General features: G+C 53.3%; 11 protein-coding genes. 7 read left to right on the top strand and 4 right to left on the bottom strand.

The genetic code is table 11. The features are described from left to right. Positions 1–3: 3 nt before the first annotated feature. The 3 genes from PsAD5_RS09815 to PsAD5_RS09805 form a co-directional block, all read right to left on the bottom strand. A complete protein-coding gene (locus PsAD5_RS09815) occupies positions 4–3,597 on the bottom strand; it encodes a hypothetical protein (protein WP_063291976.1) in 3,594 nt (1,197 codons plus the stop codon). Between the two features lie 372 nt (positions 3,598–3,969). Further along, a complete protein-coding gene (locus tag PsAD5_RS09810; RefSeq protein WP_063291975.1) occupies positions 3,970–6,156 on the bottom strand; it encodes a xanthine dehydrogenase family protein molybdopterin-binding subunit in 2,187 nt (728 codons plus the stop codon). Between the two features lies 1 nt (position 6,157). Beyond that, positions 6,158–6,619 (bottom strand): (2Fe-2S)-binding protein, encoded by a 462-nt coding sequence (locus tag PsAD5_RS09805; RefSeq protein ID WP_063292120.1) that lies wholly within the window; start codon positions 6,617–6,619, stop codon positions 6,158–6,160. Positions 6,620–6,896: 277 nt separating this feature from the next. Here PsAD5_RS09805 and PsAD5_RS09800 point away from each other — a divergent pair, with 277 nt between their 5' ends. Then, positions 6,897–7,892: an AraC family transcriptional regulator gene (locus PsAD5_RS09800; protein ID WP_063291974.1), complete on the top strand. Its 996-nt coding sequence runs from the start codon at positions 6,897–6,899 to the stop codon at positions 7,890–7,892. 65 nt (positions 7,893–7,957) lie between these two features. Continuing rightward, positions 7,958–8,485 (top strand): AAA family ATPase, encoded by a 528-nt coding sequence (locus PsAD5_RS09795; RefSeq protein ID WP_063291973.1) that lies wholly within the window; start codon positions 7,958–7,960, stop codon positions 8,483–8,485. 5 nt (positions 8,486–8,490) lie between these two features. On the opposite strand, the gene PsAD5_RS09790 is transcribed toward PsAD5_RS09795, so the two are convergent. Then, a complete protein-coding gene (locus PsAD5_RS09790; protein WP_063291972.1) occupies positions 8,491–9,396 on the bottom strand; it encodes a LysR family transcriptional regulator in 906 nt (301 codons plus the stop codon). A gap of 102 nt (positions 9,397–9,498) precedes the next feature. Between PsAD5_RS09790 and PsAD5_RS09785 the strand changes: the two genes are divergently transcribed. The 5 genes from PsAD5_RS09785 (at position 9,499) to PsAD5_RS09765 (ending at position 14,390) form a co-directional block, all read left to right on the top strand. Next, positions 9,499–9,858, top strand: coding sequence for a VOC family protein (locus tag PsAD5_RS09785; protein WP_063291971.1), 360 nt, complete (start codon positions 9,499–9,501; stop codon positions 9,856–9,858). Then, the gene (locus PsAD5_RS09780; protein ID WP_063291970.1) at positions 9,855–10,745 is read left to right on the top strand and encodes an SDR family oxidoreductase; all 891 of its coding nucleotides are present in this window, start codon (positions 9,855–9,857) and stop codon (positions 10,743–10,745) included. Before PsAD5_RS09785 ends, PsAD5_RS09780 begins: the two co-directional genes overlap by 4 nt. Positions 10,746–10,889: 144 nt before the next feature. Then, positions 10,890–11,558 (top strand): response regulator transcription factor, encoded by a 669-nt coding sequence (locus PsAD5_RS09775; RefSeq protein WP_063291969.1) that lies wholly within the window; start codon positions 10,890–10,892, stop codon positions 11,556–11,558. After that, entirely contained in the window at positions 11,555–12,868 is a 1,314-nt protein-coding gene (locus tag PsAD5_RS09770; protein WP_063291968.1) for an ATP-binding protein, read from the top strand. The genes PsAD5_RS09775 and PsAD5_RS09770 overlap by 4 nt, the downstream gene beginning before the upstream one ends. Positions 12,869–13,073: 205 nt before the next feature. Further along, entirely contained in the window at positions 13,074–14,390 is a 1,317-nt protein-coding gene (locus PsAD5_RS09765) for a ferredoxin reductase family protein (RefSeq protein ID WP_063291967.1), read from the top strand. Positions 14,391–14,547 lie beyond the last annotated feature (157 nt).

Here is a 14,547-nt window from a genome sequence, read left to right as displayed (position 1 = left end):
GATTTATTTGCTGTCGGCGGGCTCGTTGTTGTAGACCGCGTACCAGGCCAGACCTGTGGTTTTGGCCGAGCCCTCGTTGCTCTCATCTGGGTCTGAGAACAGATAGAACGATGTGGCGCCGCTTGGCGGGATCTTGGCCAGCCCCAGAAACTTGATGGCGATCTCATTGAGAACAAACATGTATTGCTTGCTGGCATCAGGCTCTTTGCTATTTGGGTTTTCCGTGTAGAGCAGCTGGATCGGGCCGTAGGACATGGAAAGCACGTTCTGCAAGCTGATGAGCGAGGCACCGTTTGAGGAGCCCGGCATTTGAATGGCAGTCTTGGATTTGTAGGTTTCGCCCGTGGAGTCTGGTGACCATGCCAGCAGCAAATCAGCGGTGAGGCCCAGTTTGCCTGCGAGGTCTCCGGCGGTGCCGAGGCTGACTTCGAACTTGAGGCCGTTCCATGTGTCTGACAGGCCTTGCTGGCGGACGCTGGTCACAACATCCAAATATCCCATGGAGGCTGGCGTCTTGCCTGCGCTGTCAGAGCTGACAAACCCTTTCAATTGCAATGGCATAGTGGCAACAAGGCTACCGCTGCGAGGCGTGCTGTTTTTGCTGTCGAATGTCAGCTGAGCGCTGTCCCAAGTGATCTTCTGGCTTTCGTAGGCACTCGTTTGTGCAAAGCTCATTTGCAGGCCGAGTTCGTTAAACGCCAGTCCATTCTGGCTGGTTTGCTGGTCTGGCTCATTGCCAAAGGAGAATAAGTCAACTGGCTTGTTCTTGCCTGCGCTGAGGATCGCGAAATCGAGGAAGCCTGTGAAGGCGAAGCGGATGAGTGGTTCTGTTTGATTTTCCTGCGTTTTTTCGTGTTTGGAGATGGTGTTCATTCGCGCGGATGTGAACTCTGTTTGCTCCAGGATGTTGTTGTCGACCGTGAACAGATAGGGATGGGTTGCAGCCATGGTGTAGGACGGGTGGTTGTTGTTGTCCTGATAGCTCGCTTTCATAATCAGCGACTTGTACTGGCTGCCTTTGGGCTGTGGTTGGCCTGTCGGTAAAACGGGCTTTGAACTGGCGGTCTCGCTGCCAAAAATCCTGGTCATGGAGAGCTGTGCGAAGGAGGAGAACTTCTTTATTGCCGAGTTCTCAAAAAGCACTTTGAGCGAGAGCAGGATGAAATCATATGTGCGCGTTGCAGAGGGCACAACTGGCTCCGGGCTTGTCGCTCCCTTTGGTACAATGAGATCACTGTCTTCATAGTAAATCAGCCCATAGACTGAGCTTTGCTTCTTTATTTCGATTTTTTCACCACTTGCACCTGCCTTGATCTGATTGATGCGGATGGCGAGGTGGTGGGCATAAAACTTTGCCGGATCGCGCACGCCAGCCACAATCCCAGCCAATTGCTCGGGCGGTGATTTGATACGCGCGCGTAGCATAAGTACGCCGGTCCAGTTGGGATCAGCGGCAGTCTGGTTGAAGCTTTCGAAGTACTCTGTTGCCGGGTTTTCATAGGCTGCTTTGAAGTAGTCCTGAAGCCATGAGGAGACATTGACCAGCTGGGCTTTGTCTGGTGTGTTTTGGCGTTCGGTTGTTGGAGCGGCGAAGGTTTCTTTTTGGGTCCATTTTTGCGGATTGGAGATGAGGTTGTCTTTTTCACTGCCCTTCGGGTCAAAGAGTGGGCCGCGTATTCCTTTAATAATCAATATGTTGGCGTAGTCGCCGAAATCTGGTGAATTGCCGACGTCGGCTTCGATTTGCCAGTCTTCGATGTTCAGCGTGTTGAGGAAGGTTGAGCCTGCTTCACCTAATTCTGATGGGTTTGCAGCCACCAGAAACAGCTGATTGGTCTGGAAGGCCTCTATGAGTTTGGGGGATAAATCTTTGAAGGCAAAATCGGAAGGTGTTGGTACTTTGATTTGAGCGAGCTTGACTTCCTTCCAGTGACTGGCGTCTGTGGGTGATTGCAGCGTGGCGATCACGCCCAGTGGGGTTGTCAGGGTTGCATCCCCCTCTCCTGTTTGCGCCTTAGCCTCTCTGGCGTTGGATTGAGCGTTGGTCAGAGATGCAATCACCTTGCGGCGGGTCGGAGCAATGATGCTTTTTTCAAACAGAGCGACATCGCACTGGGAGTAACTCGGGTCGCCCTCATCCGTGCCGGCGTAGGGGAACATGGGGAAGGCCTTATCTTCCATTGGCGGCAGTGTGTAGGCTGGACTGACAGTACCCAGCAACTCCTTGTTTTCCTGCCAGATTTCATCGTCATAACCGTGCAGTGCGCTGCCGTGAGGTTGCGCCACATAGGTGATGGATGTTCCGCTTTTTTCTGCGGCATTATCTGGCGGGAACACCTGCACATACGACGTTTTGTAGTTGCCTTTGAGCGGTGCTCCTTTGGGTGCGGGGCGTCCAACGGGAGACGACACAGGCAACGGGAAAACCGGCGCATAGGCAGGCTGATTGGGTATAAACCGCAGCCGTGCTCCCTCAGAGAGCGCGTGTTCTGCTGCGCCAGGGACTTCCAGAAACTCTGTGCCGCCCAATCCGCACATGAAGCGGGCTTTTGTATCGTCTTTCGCGGCCGGTGCGCAGACGAGGAAATCACCAACAGGACTGGCGATAAAGCTATGAAGCGATGAGGTATTCTCGTAGCTCGGGGTGAGTATAATTCCTGCAGACTGTGCATCAGTCATATGACTGTCAGCGGTGATACTCTGTAAAACAACAGGAGCGCCGTAGGTGGTCCGGTAGAAGCTGTTCAGGGTTGGACCCTGCCCGCTTTCCTCTTCGGCGCGGAAATAGAAGGCGCAGCGGTTGGGATCTGTTCGATTGTGCGTCGGATAGATGTTCAGCGCGTCGGTGACGTCCACAATGAGCGTCATAGGCAGAGGATTACGGCTGCCATTGTCGCCTGTGCCCAAGGCGAAGCGTTGACCATTGACGCCGGTTTTGGTCTTGGCATCTTTCGTAACCCATTGAAAACCAAGGTTCCATTGATCATGAAGAGCGCCGCGCTCGAACTCGGCATCAAACACAATGGCACCACGATCCGGACCGGAGCAGCGGATGTCTGCCTTACTCACCGAGCCCGTATCCGGACTGAGATATCCTCCCAACTGGATGGCAGATTCCGAGAGTTGGAGGTTCTCTTCATCTTCAGAAACACCAATGTAAGCGCTTGAATAGAACTCGATGGTGAGTTCGGGTGCCAGAAGGTAGGACAAACTGCTGGTTGTCACTGTTCCCGCTGCATTAATGGAGAAGAAGGCCGGGCGTTGGCCGGTATAGTCACGAGGGACCGGAAGCGGTGTTAAGTCTTTGGGAAGCCACATGAAACCGCGCAGCACATTCATGCTTTGCAAGTAGGCATGCAGGCCGGATACCAGGTCCTGCTGACTGCTCTCTTTGCCTCCACATTCAAGTGGATCCGGGCAGTAGATGAAGGAGCCGGAGTAGGTTTTGCTGGTGAGCGCGTCTTTGAGCGAAATGCGCTTGGGGAGTTTGGCTCTTCTGGTGGCTACCTTGCTGACAACAAACGCAAAACCACCGGCGTTGTCGCCAGAGTTTGGAGCCAAATAAAGGCTTTTGCAGGTTTGTTGCAGGAAATCCATTGCTCAGCTCCCAAAGCCCATTCCACCAACGGGGATAAAGACAGAATTCGGGAGCACTGCTCCGCGCTTTTAAGGGGAACATAGGGTGCAGGCAGGCTTCAATTTGCGACAATTGAAGGTTCACAAAGTGAACTGAAAAGGTTTCATCCGTCAGAAGCAGTTTTCGCTTCACAGATCAGAATAGATTTGATTTTACTCATAAAAAACAGAGTGTTAGTGCGCCTTACACACCAAATAAGTTGTGAGCTGAAAAATGATCGTGTTTTTGTGCGTTGGTTTGCGTTTTTTACGTGTGAGCTGCGTTTTTTTTGTAAAACACACAAAAGGCAGGCTGATGGATGTTCAGCCTGCCTTTTGCTCTGTCAAATCAGTTTAGGCGAAGGTGACGCCTGCCTTGGTCATTGGGAGTTCGGTCACACGTGGTCCTTTCGCTGCAATGGCATTTGCCAGTGCTGGAGCGGATGGTGGTGTGCCCGGTTCGCCGACGCCTGTTGGGGCTTGTGTGGAGAGGACAATGTGCGTTTCAATCTCGCCGATATCCCCGATGCGGAGAGGTTCGTAGTCCGGGAAGTTTTGTTGGATAACTTCACCGTTCTCCAGAGTGATCTCATCGCGCATGGCGTGGCCAAGGCCGTAGCCGATGCCGCCTTCCATCTGTGCCTTGATCACATCCGGATTGACCGGGATACCGCAATCAACGGCGCAGGTGACTTTTTCGATCTTTACGCCGTTTTCTGCATCACCTGAAATCTCGACAACTTCGGCAACATAGCTGCCAAAGGATTTGTGGACCGCAACACCTTGAGAGCGACCCTCAGCGCCTTTGCCCCAGTTGCTTTTTTCAGCAGCCAGTTTGAGAACACCCGTCAGTCGTTTTTGATCTGGCGTGTCGCCTGCCAGATGGGCCAGACGGAACTCAACCGGATCACGGCCCGCTGCTGTTGCAACGGCATCCATCATGGCTTCCATGACGTAGGCGGTGTGGGTGTGACCAACGGAGCGCCACCACAAAACGGTTGTGGCTGGTTTGATGTCCGTCAGGCCGGCAAACATGCCCGGAATGGAGTACTGCGTCGGGGTGACGCCTTCTACGGAAAGATGATCGACCCCATCATGAACCGAGAACGCCTCAAACGGGGTGCCCTTGGAGATGGACTGGCCTGCAACACGGTGATCCCAGCCAGCGATGTTGCCATCTGCATCAAGACCAACACGAACTTTGTGCGCAAATGCCGGGCGGTAGTAGCCACCGGTGATGTCATCCTCACGGGACCACACCAGTTTGACCGGGCGGCGGCGATCCGTCATCACAAAGGAAAGCGCTGCTTCCACCTGATAATCGACCGTTGGTGTTGCACGGCGACCGAACGAGCCACCAGCGAACATGGTGTTGACCTGCACCTTGTCCATTGGCACCTGAAGGATTTGCGCAATCGCTGCATGTGGTGAGGTTGGCATCTGACAGCCGTCATGCAGGATCACGCCGCCATCTTCTGTCGCCTCAATGGTGCAGGTAAGCGGTTCCATTGGAGCATGTGCGAGCAATGGGAAGTAGAAGGTCTCTTCGACCACCTTGTCTGCATTTTTAATCGCACCTGCAATCTCGGCCTGATCGTTTTTGGTCAAGTTGTATTCCGGCGCTATGTTTAGCGCAGCCATCAGCTCTTTGTAGACGTCTTCAGAACTGCGGCTTTCAGCTGCTGAGTTGTCCCAGGTGACTTCCAGAGCTTCACGGGCTTGAAGAGAGGCCCATGTGTTTTCTGCGTAAACCGCGACACCAGCTTTGTTGGGCAGTGTAGCTGCACGGATGAAGCCTTTGACATCCTTCGCGGCGCTGTCATCAAAGGATGTGACAGTTGCACCTTTGCGGGTGGCCCGCTTGATGGTGACGACCATCTGATTATCAAGCTGGATATCCATCGCGTATTTGGCAGTGCCGTTGATCTTCGGCGGTGTGTCCTTGCGGCGCACACTGGCGTTGCCGATCAACTTGAACTCGGATGGATCTTTCAGGCGCGGGTTTTCAGGTACTGTCAGCTTGCTCGCGGCAGCTACAAACTCGCCGATTGGCGCTTTGTTGCCACCACCTGAGATCACACCATCTTCCAGCTTGAGCTGGGCGGCGGGTACATCCCAAGCCAGTGATGCGGCTTGCAACAGCACTTCACGGGCGGCAGCGCCTGCCTGACGATACTGCTTAAAGCTGTTGAACATGGCGGTGGAGCCGCCGGTACCCTGGATAGGTCCGAAAGCCGTGTTGTTGTAAAGCTTCGGGTTGGATGGGGCGAACTCATACTCTATCGCATCCATGCTGACGCCCAGCTCTTCTGCAATGAGTGTGGTGAGGCCGGTTGCCGGACCCTGCCCTTTTTCAAAATGTTTGACGATCGCAGTCACGGTGCCATCTGCTGCAATCTTTACAAACGGATTGAGCATGGTGGTGTCTGCAGCATTTGCAGCGGCCATAGAGCCGGATGGGGCCACACCAATAACAAGAACGGCGGCAGCAGAGGCTGCTGCCCCTTTGAGGAAGCCACGACGAGAGGACAACACGCTCATATCAAGCCTCCATAATTTCTGATGCACGTACGATTGCGGAACGAATGCGCTGGTAAGTGGCGCATCGGCAGGCGTTGCCGTCCATGTAATCGTCAATTTCTTCCAGTGTCGGCTTTGCGTTTTCAGAGAGCAGGCCAACGGCAGACATGATCTGGCCGGACTGACAGTAACCACACTGGACCACGTCCAGCTCTGTCCATGCCTGTTGCACGGCTTGTGCTGGCGTGGACTTCAGGCCTTCAATTGTGGTGATCTCAGAATCTTCCACATCTTCAATAAACGTTTGACAGGAGCGGACCGGTTCGCCATCCAGATAAACGGTGCACGCACCGCATGAGGCGACACCACACCCAAATTTTGTTCCGGTGAGCTTGAGTTCATCGCGGATCACCCAAAGAAGCGGGGTTCCTGGTTCGGCGTCGACCTTATGCGTCTGGCCGTTCAGCTTTAAAGAAATTGCCATCAAAAAAAATCCCTTTTTTGATCCGTAGCGGTTGGCTGGGTCAGCAATAATCTCAGGCACTGTTTGAATGGGGCAGTGTTGTATGCGGAATGCGCTATTCTGCTTTTTGAGCCTGAAACAAATGATCTGTAGTTATCCCTAGCACTCGCCTCTCTCGCTTTCAGTGGCAAATCGCGCCAAAGTACTGCCATATCGCGCCACTATGTAAATTGGCACTGGCACACCTAGCAAAAATTCGAGATGAAAGAGTGGCAAGACCAATGAGACCGAGCCGAGCATGACGAAACACGCACATCTTTACCCAGGCGCTGCCATGATGGCGCAAATCATTCAGTACCTTGACCTGTCTGTTGACCGGGTGATGCGCCGTGCCGGAGTTTCCATTGAACAGCTGGGTCCGGCAGCCAAGGGCATCACGCAGGCGCAATATTTCGCCATCTGGCATGCGCTGCATCAGGAATATGGCGGCAACGATCTGGCAATCAAACTTGGGCACACCATCAAGCAAGGCAGTTTTGTTCCACACGCCTTTGCGTTTTCCTGCAGTCCAAACATTGAGGAAGGCGTGAAGCGTCTTGCGCTGTTCAAACCTCTGATTGCGCCTATCCGGCTGGAAGTTGAGCGTACAGATAGTACGGTGTCCATCCTGTTTACCTCCAGCGATCCGACGGAACCGTTTCCTGAAATTCTGGCTCAGTTCGAGATTGTCTACTTCACCAATTGCAGCCGCACCTTTACCGGAGAGCAGATTGTGCCGCTCAGTGTGGGAGGCCCTGTTGGGAATCTGGACTGGTCTGCTGTTGAAGCGGAATGCGGGGTGAAGGCAACGCCTGCCCCGGTGGCGCACATCACCCTTTCGCTGCAGGATGCCACTCGTCCGCTGATCACGCAGATGGAAGGTATGTGGGATACGTTTGAAGATGGGCTGCGCCAGAAATTGCAGAGCACGGGCAGTTCTGATGAAATGTCCCGCCGCGTGAAGAATGCGTTATTGGAAAGCCTGCCAGCGGGCCAGAACACCATTGACGTGATCAGCCAGAACCTGAATGCCAGCAAGCGGACCTTGCAGCGTAAGTTGAAGGAAGAAGGCAAAAGTTTTCAGGACATTTTGAGCGAGACCCGCGCCGAACTCTCCCAGCACTATCTGGTGCGCAGTGATCTGAGCATTCCGGAAATCTCCTATCTGCTTGGGTACAAGGATACCGGCTCGTTCTTTCGCGCGTTTCACAGCTGGACGGGCAAGACACCGATGGAAGTGCGTGGGATTGCTTAAGGGCGCCCTAATTTAGCCTCTCATGAAGAAAGCTTCATGAAACCTTGGGCTGGTAAGAGCCCGGCATGGCTATTCTATTTGTTCTTTCGGGATTGCCTGGTGTTGGTAAAACGACCTTGGCAAAGGCCCTTTCTCCGCGCCTGCAAGCCGTTCATTTACGTATTGATTCACTTGAGGCTGCCCTCAAGACCTCCGTTCTTGCGATCTCACCAGCAGAAGATGCCGGTTATGTTGCAGCAGCAGCCGTTGCCAAAGACAACTTGCTGCTGGGCAACAATGTGATTGCGGATGCGGTGAATCCGATCGAGATTACCCGCAACATCTGGCTGGAAGCGGCGCTTGGCGCCAAGGTGAAAGCGCTTAACATCGAAGTCATCTGCTCTGATGAGGCTGAACACAAGACGCGCGTTGAGACCAGACACAACGATATTTCCGCGATGTCCCTGCCCAGCTGGGAGGATGTACAGCGGCGACGCTATGAGCCGTGGAAGAAGCACCGCCTTGTGGTCGACACCTTTGAAAAGCCCGTTGAGGAAAGCGTCGAAGAGATCATCGAGGCCTTCAGCCAGCTGGTGCGTTACGGGTCTTATTGAGGCTCTCACGCGAACTGGCGGAGTTTCGGGCGGATCATGCTCACGCAGGTTTCCAGAAACAGGCGTGTGAGCCGGGACTGATTTTGCTTGCCAGTGTGCATGGCGTGCAGGTCTATTTCAGGGAACCTCCACTCCGGCAGCACCTCCACCAGACTGTGCCTTTTCAACGCGTCCTGACAGAGAATGGATGGCAGCTCCCCTATTCCCAGGCCAGACCTAACCGCAGATTGAAGCGCTGAGTAGTCGTTGATGGCGATGTCTGGTGCAAAACGAATGGTCCGCTCTTCGCTTTTCCTGCTCAGCTGCCAGTTGATTTCCGGCTTATGCCAGAACCCGAAGCCGATCAGGGCGTGTTGCGTCAGGTCTTCAGGGCACTGCGGAGTTCCCTGCTCTGCGATGTAAGAAGGCGAAGCGACCAGAACGTGGCGGTAGGCGGCGAGCTTTGTGAGTGTCAGTCCGGAATCTGGTTTTGGACCAACGCGGAAAGACAGATCAACATCATCCTCGATAAAGTCCAGATTGCGCTCTGATACGATCATGTGGATGCGTACCTGCGGGTATTGCAGGCGAAACTGCCCGATGACAGGAATGAAGAGAGCTTCGGCCAGATTGGGTGGCACGGTGACCTTCAGGTCTCCCGACACGGCTGACTGGCTCTGTTCCACCACGCGATCTGCTGCTTTGAACGCTTCCAGTCCCGGTAGGCAGGCTTGATAGAACTGGTCACCGATTTCCGTCAGACGCATGCGCCGCGTCGTGCGTTCCAGCAGTTTTGCGCCCATCTGCGCTTCCAGATCCGCCACCTTTCGGCTGACGGTTGAGAGCGGCAGGCGCAGCACCTTGGCAGCTCCGGAAAAGCTGCCTGCTTTGGCAACTTCAGCAAATATCGCGATTGCATTCAGGTCCTGCATCATATTCCCATATTTAGAATTATCATTTCCAATTCAAGCAATATTACCACATCAAGAAGAATAGTAGAATGCGTTCCAATCAAAACATGAAAGGAACGCGGGGTGGGAAACCAGGATAAATCCATCAACTACATCGAATTTCCTCTGCTGAAAAATGAAGAGACCAAGAGTTTCTACAGCTCTGTGTTTGGCTGGGTCTTTGAAGACTGGGGGCCAAGCTACATCAGCTTTTCCGGTGCTGGTGTGGAGGGCGGTTTTAATGGAGAAAGCGGGTTTCCGGTTCAGGCTCCCGGTGTTCTGGTGGTGCTTTATGCGGCGGATCTTGAGGGCACGCTAAAGGCCGTCCGTGCAGCTGGTGCGGCGATCTTGCAGGACATCTATTCTTTCCCTGGCGGGCAGCGGTTTCATTTTGCAGATCCCAACGGGAACGAACTTGCGGTGTGGACGGAGGCTTCGTCATGAGCAAACGTATTTTGGTCGCCGGAGCCAACGGGACAATCGGCCTGCATCTCCTCAGAGAGTTAAAGCAAACACCGTGGCATGTGCGTGCTTTGGTGCGCAGTACGGAAAATGCACGGCTGGTTTCATCCTTCGGCGCTGAGGCGGTTCGGGGAGATTTTTCTGATCTGCCTTCTCTCTCTGAGGCGATGGCGGGCATTGACACACTGGTACTGATCACTTCGGCCAACCCACAGGCAGCACAACAGGCCTCAGCTGTGCTTCATGCGGCATTGGAGAGCGGTGTGCGCAAAGTGGTTCGCATTTCGGCCATCAAGGCAGGTGCTACTGGGCCAACAGCGAACACTGTGTTGCATGCAGCAACCGAGGATGAGCTTGTTCGCTCCGGGATGGAGTATGTAATCCTGAGACCTAACCTTTTTATGCAGAACATGTTTCTGGCAACGCAAACCATAGCAGAACACAGCAGCTTCTTCTTTGGCATGGGTGATGCCCGGATGGGGATGGTAGACACACGCGATGTGGCTGAGTGCGCCGCAAAATGCGTGCTGAGTGATCATTTCAACGGCAACATCTATGAAGTAACGGGAGCAAAGAGCCTTTCCTATTTTGATGTTGCGTCGGCACTCAGCCCAGAACTCAAGCGTACCATCACCTATGTGCCTGTCATGCCGCAGGATGTGTATGATGGTATTGTTGGTGCGGGTTGGGATGAGTGGATTGCGGGCATCTCTCGCGATTATGCGCAGGCCTATCGCAGTGGTTGGGGGGACTTCACAACGGATGCCGTTTCTACAATCTGCGGGCGCCCACCGCGCAGCATCAAAACTTTCATCTGTGAGGTGTTTTGCGCCAAGGCCGCTTTGAGCGTGTCGATTGGGCCGCCTTGACCAACCATATGGCGAGCTACCAATTATCCGTCAATTGTAACCGCTTATGCGATTTCTTCAGGCACAATTCAGTTTCATGTTCTTTGTAGATGTGAAAGAGTTGAGGCAAATATTGGGTATACTTCGCCCTAGTGGAAGGAACACATGCGCGTATTGTTGGTTGAGGATGAGCGGCTGATTGCGGATGCGATCAAGGCTTTTCTAGAGCGGCATGAATTTATAGTGGACTGGGTCGATGATGGTCTTTTGGCAGAAGACGCTCTGAGAACCGGAGAGTTCGACCTGGTTATTCTGGATCTGGGGTTGCCCGGTCAGGATGGTCTGGAGTTTTTACGGGCCGTTCGTGATGACAAGGCGGATGTGCCTATCCTGATCCTGTCTGCGCGGGAGACCACCAAGAACCGGATTGATGGGCTTAATCTGGGTGCAGATGATTATCTGACCAAACCTTTTGACATGGAAGAACTTCTGGCCCGCTGCCGTGCGCTGGTGCGGCGCTCTGTTGGGCGTACGCGCATGTTGTTGCAGCATGGGGCGTTGACGCTGGATCTGGACCAGAAAAAAGCCTGCTACGACGGGGTTGAGGTGGTGCTGCAGCCCCTCGCCTTCCGCCTGTTGACCATTTTGTTGGAGCGGCGGGGCCGTGTGGTTTCCAAGTCTGATCTCATGGAAAAGCTTTATGGCTGGGAAGAGAATGCGGAGAGCAATGTGCTTGAGGTTTATGTCTCGCAGATCCGCAGGAAGACTACGTCCAAACTAATCCGGACCATCCGCGGCGTAGGCTATATTGTTGATGAGGACGTACCGGCATGAAACTTTCCTCCATCCGCAGCCGCATCCTCATCTTTCTGATCCCGCTGCTGTTTGTGGTCTGGGGCGTCTTTTCCGCCATTGTCTACACTATGACAGAGGAAGAGCTTTACGAGACCCATGATGCGCAAGCCTTTCAGCTTGTCAGCGCGATTGCACAGCTGGAGGGGGATACCATTTCTCCCAAGCATCTGGATGATCATCATGAACTTAATGATTACTTCGTGATCATCCGTGATGGAGACGGCAACGATTTATATAAGTCATCCGACCAAGTACAGCTACCCCAGTATCTGAGGCCGGGTGCTCAGGAAATTGAGCATGAGGGCGACAGCTGGGTGATCTGGAATTTTCCGGGCCAAAAGACTGACAGGCAATACATCATCGGTGTTGTGTTTGATGAAGCCATTGAGCTGGCCGACCAGACTGTTGCCACGGTTTCCATCCCTTTGGGGCTGGTGCTGGTGTTTTCCATCATCGCAACGGTTTTCATCGTCAAACGCGGGTTACGTCCGCTCACCACTCTTTCTGAGACACTGCAAACTCGGGAGCCTGAGAGTCTTGGCAAGCTGACAACGGAGAAGCAGGCAGATGAGCTTGTGCCGATTGTAAACTCCCTGAACATGTTGTTTGACAAGATTGAAGACTACCTTGCCCGCGAGCAGCGGTTTATTGATGATGCGGCGCATGAGATCAGAACACCGCTGACCGTGGTGAAGGCCCAATGTCAGGTGATTGAGCGGGACGCGCTGGATGATGCGACACGGCTGCGGTTTGACAACATCATTGAAGGTGTTGACCGGGCCACACATCTGGCCGCCAAGCTTTTGGAACATGCCCGTGCAGGTCAGGATGCCCACAAAGAGATAACAGAGCACGACTTGCTGCCTGTTCTTCAGGAAAGCCTTGCACAACAGGCCCATGCGGCACTTGATAAAAATGTGGAGCTGCAACTGCTTCAATCAGAACATGTGGCAGCTGTTGTTGATCCGGAAGATCTGGGCGCTGTGCTTGGTAATCTGATTGGCAATGCAATCCGGCATACACCGTCTGATGGTGAGGTGATCGTGGTTCTTGAGCGCGGTGACGATCATATTCAACTGAGTGTTGAAGACAGTGGACCAGGTGTGCCTGAGAAATACCGTGAGAAGGTGTTTGAGCGGTTCTTCCGCATGCCGGGGCAATCAAGTTCAGGTGCAGGCCTTGGCCTGTCTATTACGCAAACTCTGTGTCGCCGCAATGGGATCGAGATTTCCCTTGGCAAGAGTGAACGACTGGGCGGAGCCTGTTTTATGCTCAAACTGAAAAGGTAGTGTCGTAAACTTCAGGTAGGTTTCAGCTTCCAAGTGAATTTAGGGGAAGCACTCAGATTGAAACCTACTCCGAGGCTGCATCTGTAGCTTCATTTGGGGTGATCTGATTATGAATGGTGTGCGATGCCCCCCAACGGTGTCACTCACCTTTCATAGCCAGAGTTTCATCTGAGTGCGCATCGTTAACTCAGATGAGCGTACCGGAATGAAACCGATTGGCCTGACCTTCATTATCGCCAGCATCCTAGTCCCCCTTTTGATCTTCTCCCAGTTTGGTAGCCAAGCAGACTCAGGTGCTTTGCTGAGCCAGTATTTTGGCATGGTCTCACTGATCTTCATGGGGCTGGTTCAGGTGATGGCCACACGGATGAAAGGCGTTGAGGCTCTGTTTGGCCCGCTGGACCGTGTGTATGTCTTGCATAAATGGCTGGCTATTTTCGCAATTGCTGCTGCTTTCCTGCATGAAAGCATTGATGCAGATGCGCTTTCAAGCGGCGATACGGATGGACTGGCGAAAGAGCTGGGTGAGATCGGGTATAATGGTATTTTAATCCTCGGCCTTGGTTCTCTGGCGACCTTCATCCCCTATAATATCTGGCGCTGGACCCACCGTTTGATCGGTATTTTCTTCGCCCTTGCTGCTGCGCACTTCCTGATGATCCCCAACGTGTTCTCTTGGAGTGATCCGCTTGGACTTTACGTCGCCTTCTTCTGTTTTGCCGGTGTCGCGTCCTTCTTGTACCTGACTTACAAAGGCATGGCCGGGCGCACAAAGACCTATGAGGTAGAAGATGTTCAGATTTACGGGCGCATCACCAGTGTGACACTGAAACCTGAAGGCAAGCCAATTTCTCATGATGCCGGTCAGTTTGCTTACCTCTCCTTTGATCAGGAGGGCATGGGCGAAGTGCATCCTTACACGATTGCATCTGCACCGCGCGAAGACGGAAGACTGCGGTTCTGCATTTCTGCGCTGGGTGATTACACATCTCGTGTGCACAAGCTCCAAGTCGGCACAAAAGCTCAAATCAGCAAGGGATATGGCGGGTTCCGCCCAATTGCTTCCAATCGGGACCAGATCTGGATTGCGGGCGGTGTCGGGATCACACCTTTCCTGTCGTGGGCTCAGACTTTGAGCGGGGATGAGACCGGACAGTTCTATCTTTACTATGGCGTCCGTAACCGGTTGGAGAACCCGTTTGAGGAGGAGCTGGACGCACTGCAAAGCCGTCTGCCGAACCTTCATGTACAGTACTTTGAGTCTGACATGGGCGAGTACATCGACGCGCGGTTGCTGAAAATCCTGCAGGGAAAATTCTTTGATGTGATGCCAATTGCGTTTTGTGGTCCGGAAGTTATGCGCAAAGCGTTGATACGGGATCTGAAAGCCCTGAAGTACCCGATGCGCTTGTTTCATTATGAAGAATTCCAGATGCGCTCCGGCCTTGGTTTCCGAAAACTGTTTAAGTTTCTGCTTCAGCAAGTTAACCGGCATTCTGAAAAGTTCGCCCCGGCCAAGTAGAGCTTGGCCAACATGAGGATCGCTGCATTGCCTGGCGGTGCGACGATCCGCTCTTTCAAGCCAGATGCAAGGTTTAGCTGTCTGGCTTTATGGTGCATTCGAAAGGTGCCGGGACTGAAGGGATCAGTGAAATTAAATCAATATATTAATTGAGATT

The sequence above is a fragment of the Pseudovibrio sp. Ad5 genome (assembly GCF_001623095.1).
Classification (GTDB): Bacteria; Pseudomonadota; Alphaproteobacteria; order Rhizobiales; family Stappiaceae; genus Pseudovibrio.
This window is presented reverse-complemented; position numbering and strand designations above follow the sequence as displayed.

Coding starts and splice junctions, on each gene's coding strand:
- PsAD5_RS09770 (WP_063291968.1), top strand. CDS start 11,555: ATGAAACTTTCCTCCATCCGCAGCCGCATCCTCATCTTTCTGATCCCG.
- PsAD5_RS09765 (WP_063291967.1), top strand. CDS start 13,074: ATGAAACCGATTGGCCTGACCTTCATTATCGCCAGCATCCTAGTCCCC.
- PsAD5_RS09810 (WP_063291975.1), bottom strand. CDS start 6,156: ATGAGCGTGTTGTCCTCTCGTCGTGGCTTCCTCAAAGGGGCAGCAGCC.
- PsAD5_RS09795 (WP_063291973.1), top strand. CDS start 7,958: ATGGCTATTCTATTTGTTCTTTCGGGATTGCCTGGTGTTGGTAAAACG.
- PsAD5_RS09775 (WP_063291969.1), top strand. CDS start 10,890: ATGCGCGTATTGTTGGTTGAGGATGAGCGGCTGATTGCGGATGCGATC.
- PsAD5_RS09815 (WP_063291976.1), bottom strand. CDS start 3,597: ATGGATTTCCTGCAACAAACCTGCAAAAGCCTTTATTTGGCTCCAAAC.
- PsAD5_RS09790 (WP_063291972.1), bottom strand. CDS start 9,396: ATGCAGGACCTGAATGCAATCGCGATATTTGCTGAAGTTGCCAAAGCA.
- PsAD5_RS09800 (WP_063291974.1), top strand. CDS start 6,897: ATGACGAAACACGCACATCTTTACCCAGGCGCTGCCATGATGGCGCAA.
- PsAD5_RS09780 (WP_063291970.1), top strand. CDS start 9,855: ATGAGCAAACGTATTTTGGTCGCCGGAGCCAACGGGACAATCGGCCTG.
- PsAD5_RS09805 (WP_063292120.1), bottom strand. CDS start 6,619: ATGGCAATTTCTTTAAAGCTGAACGGCCAGACGCATAAGGTCGACGCC.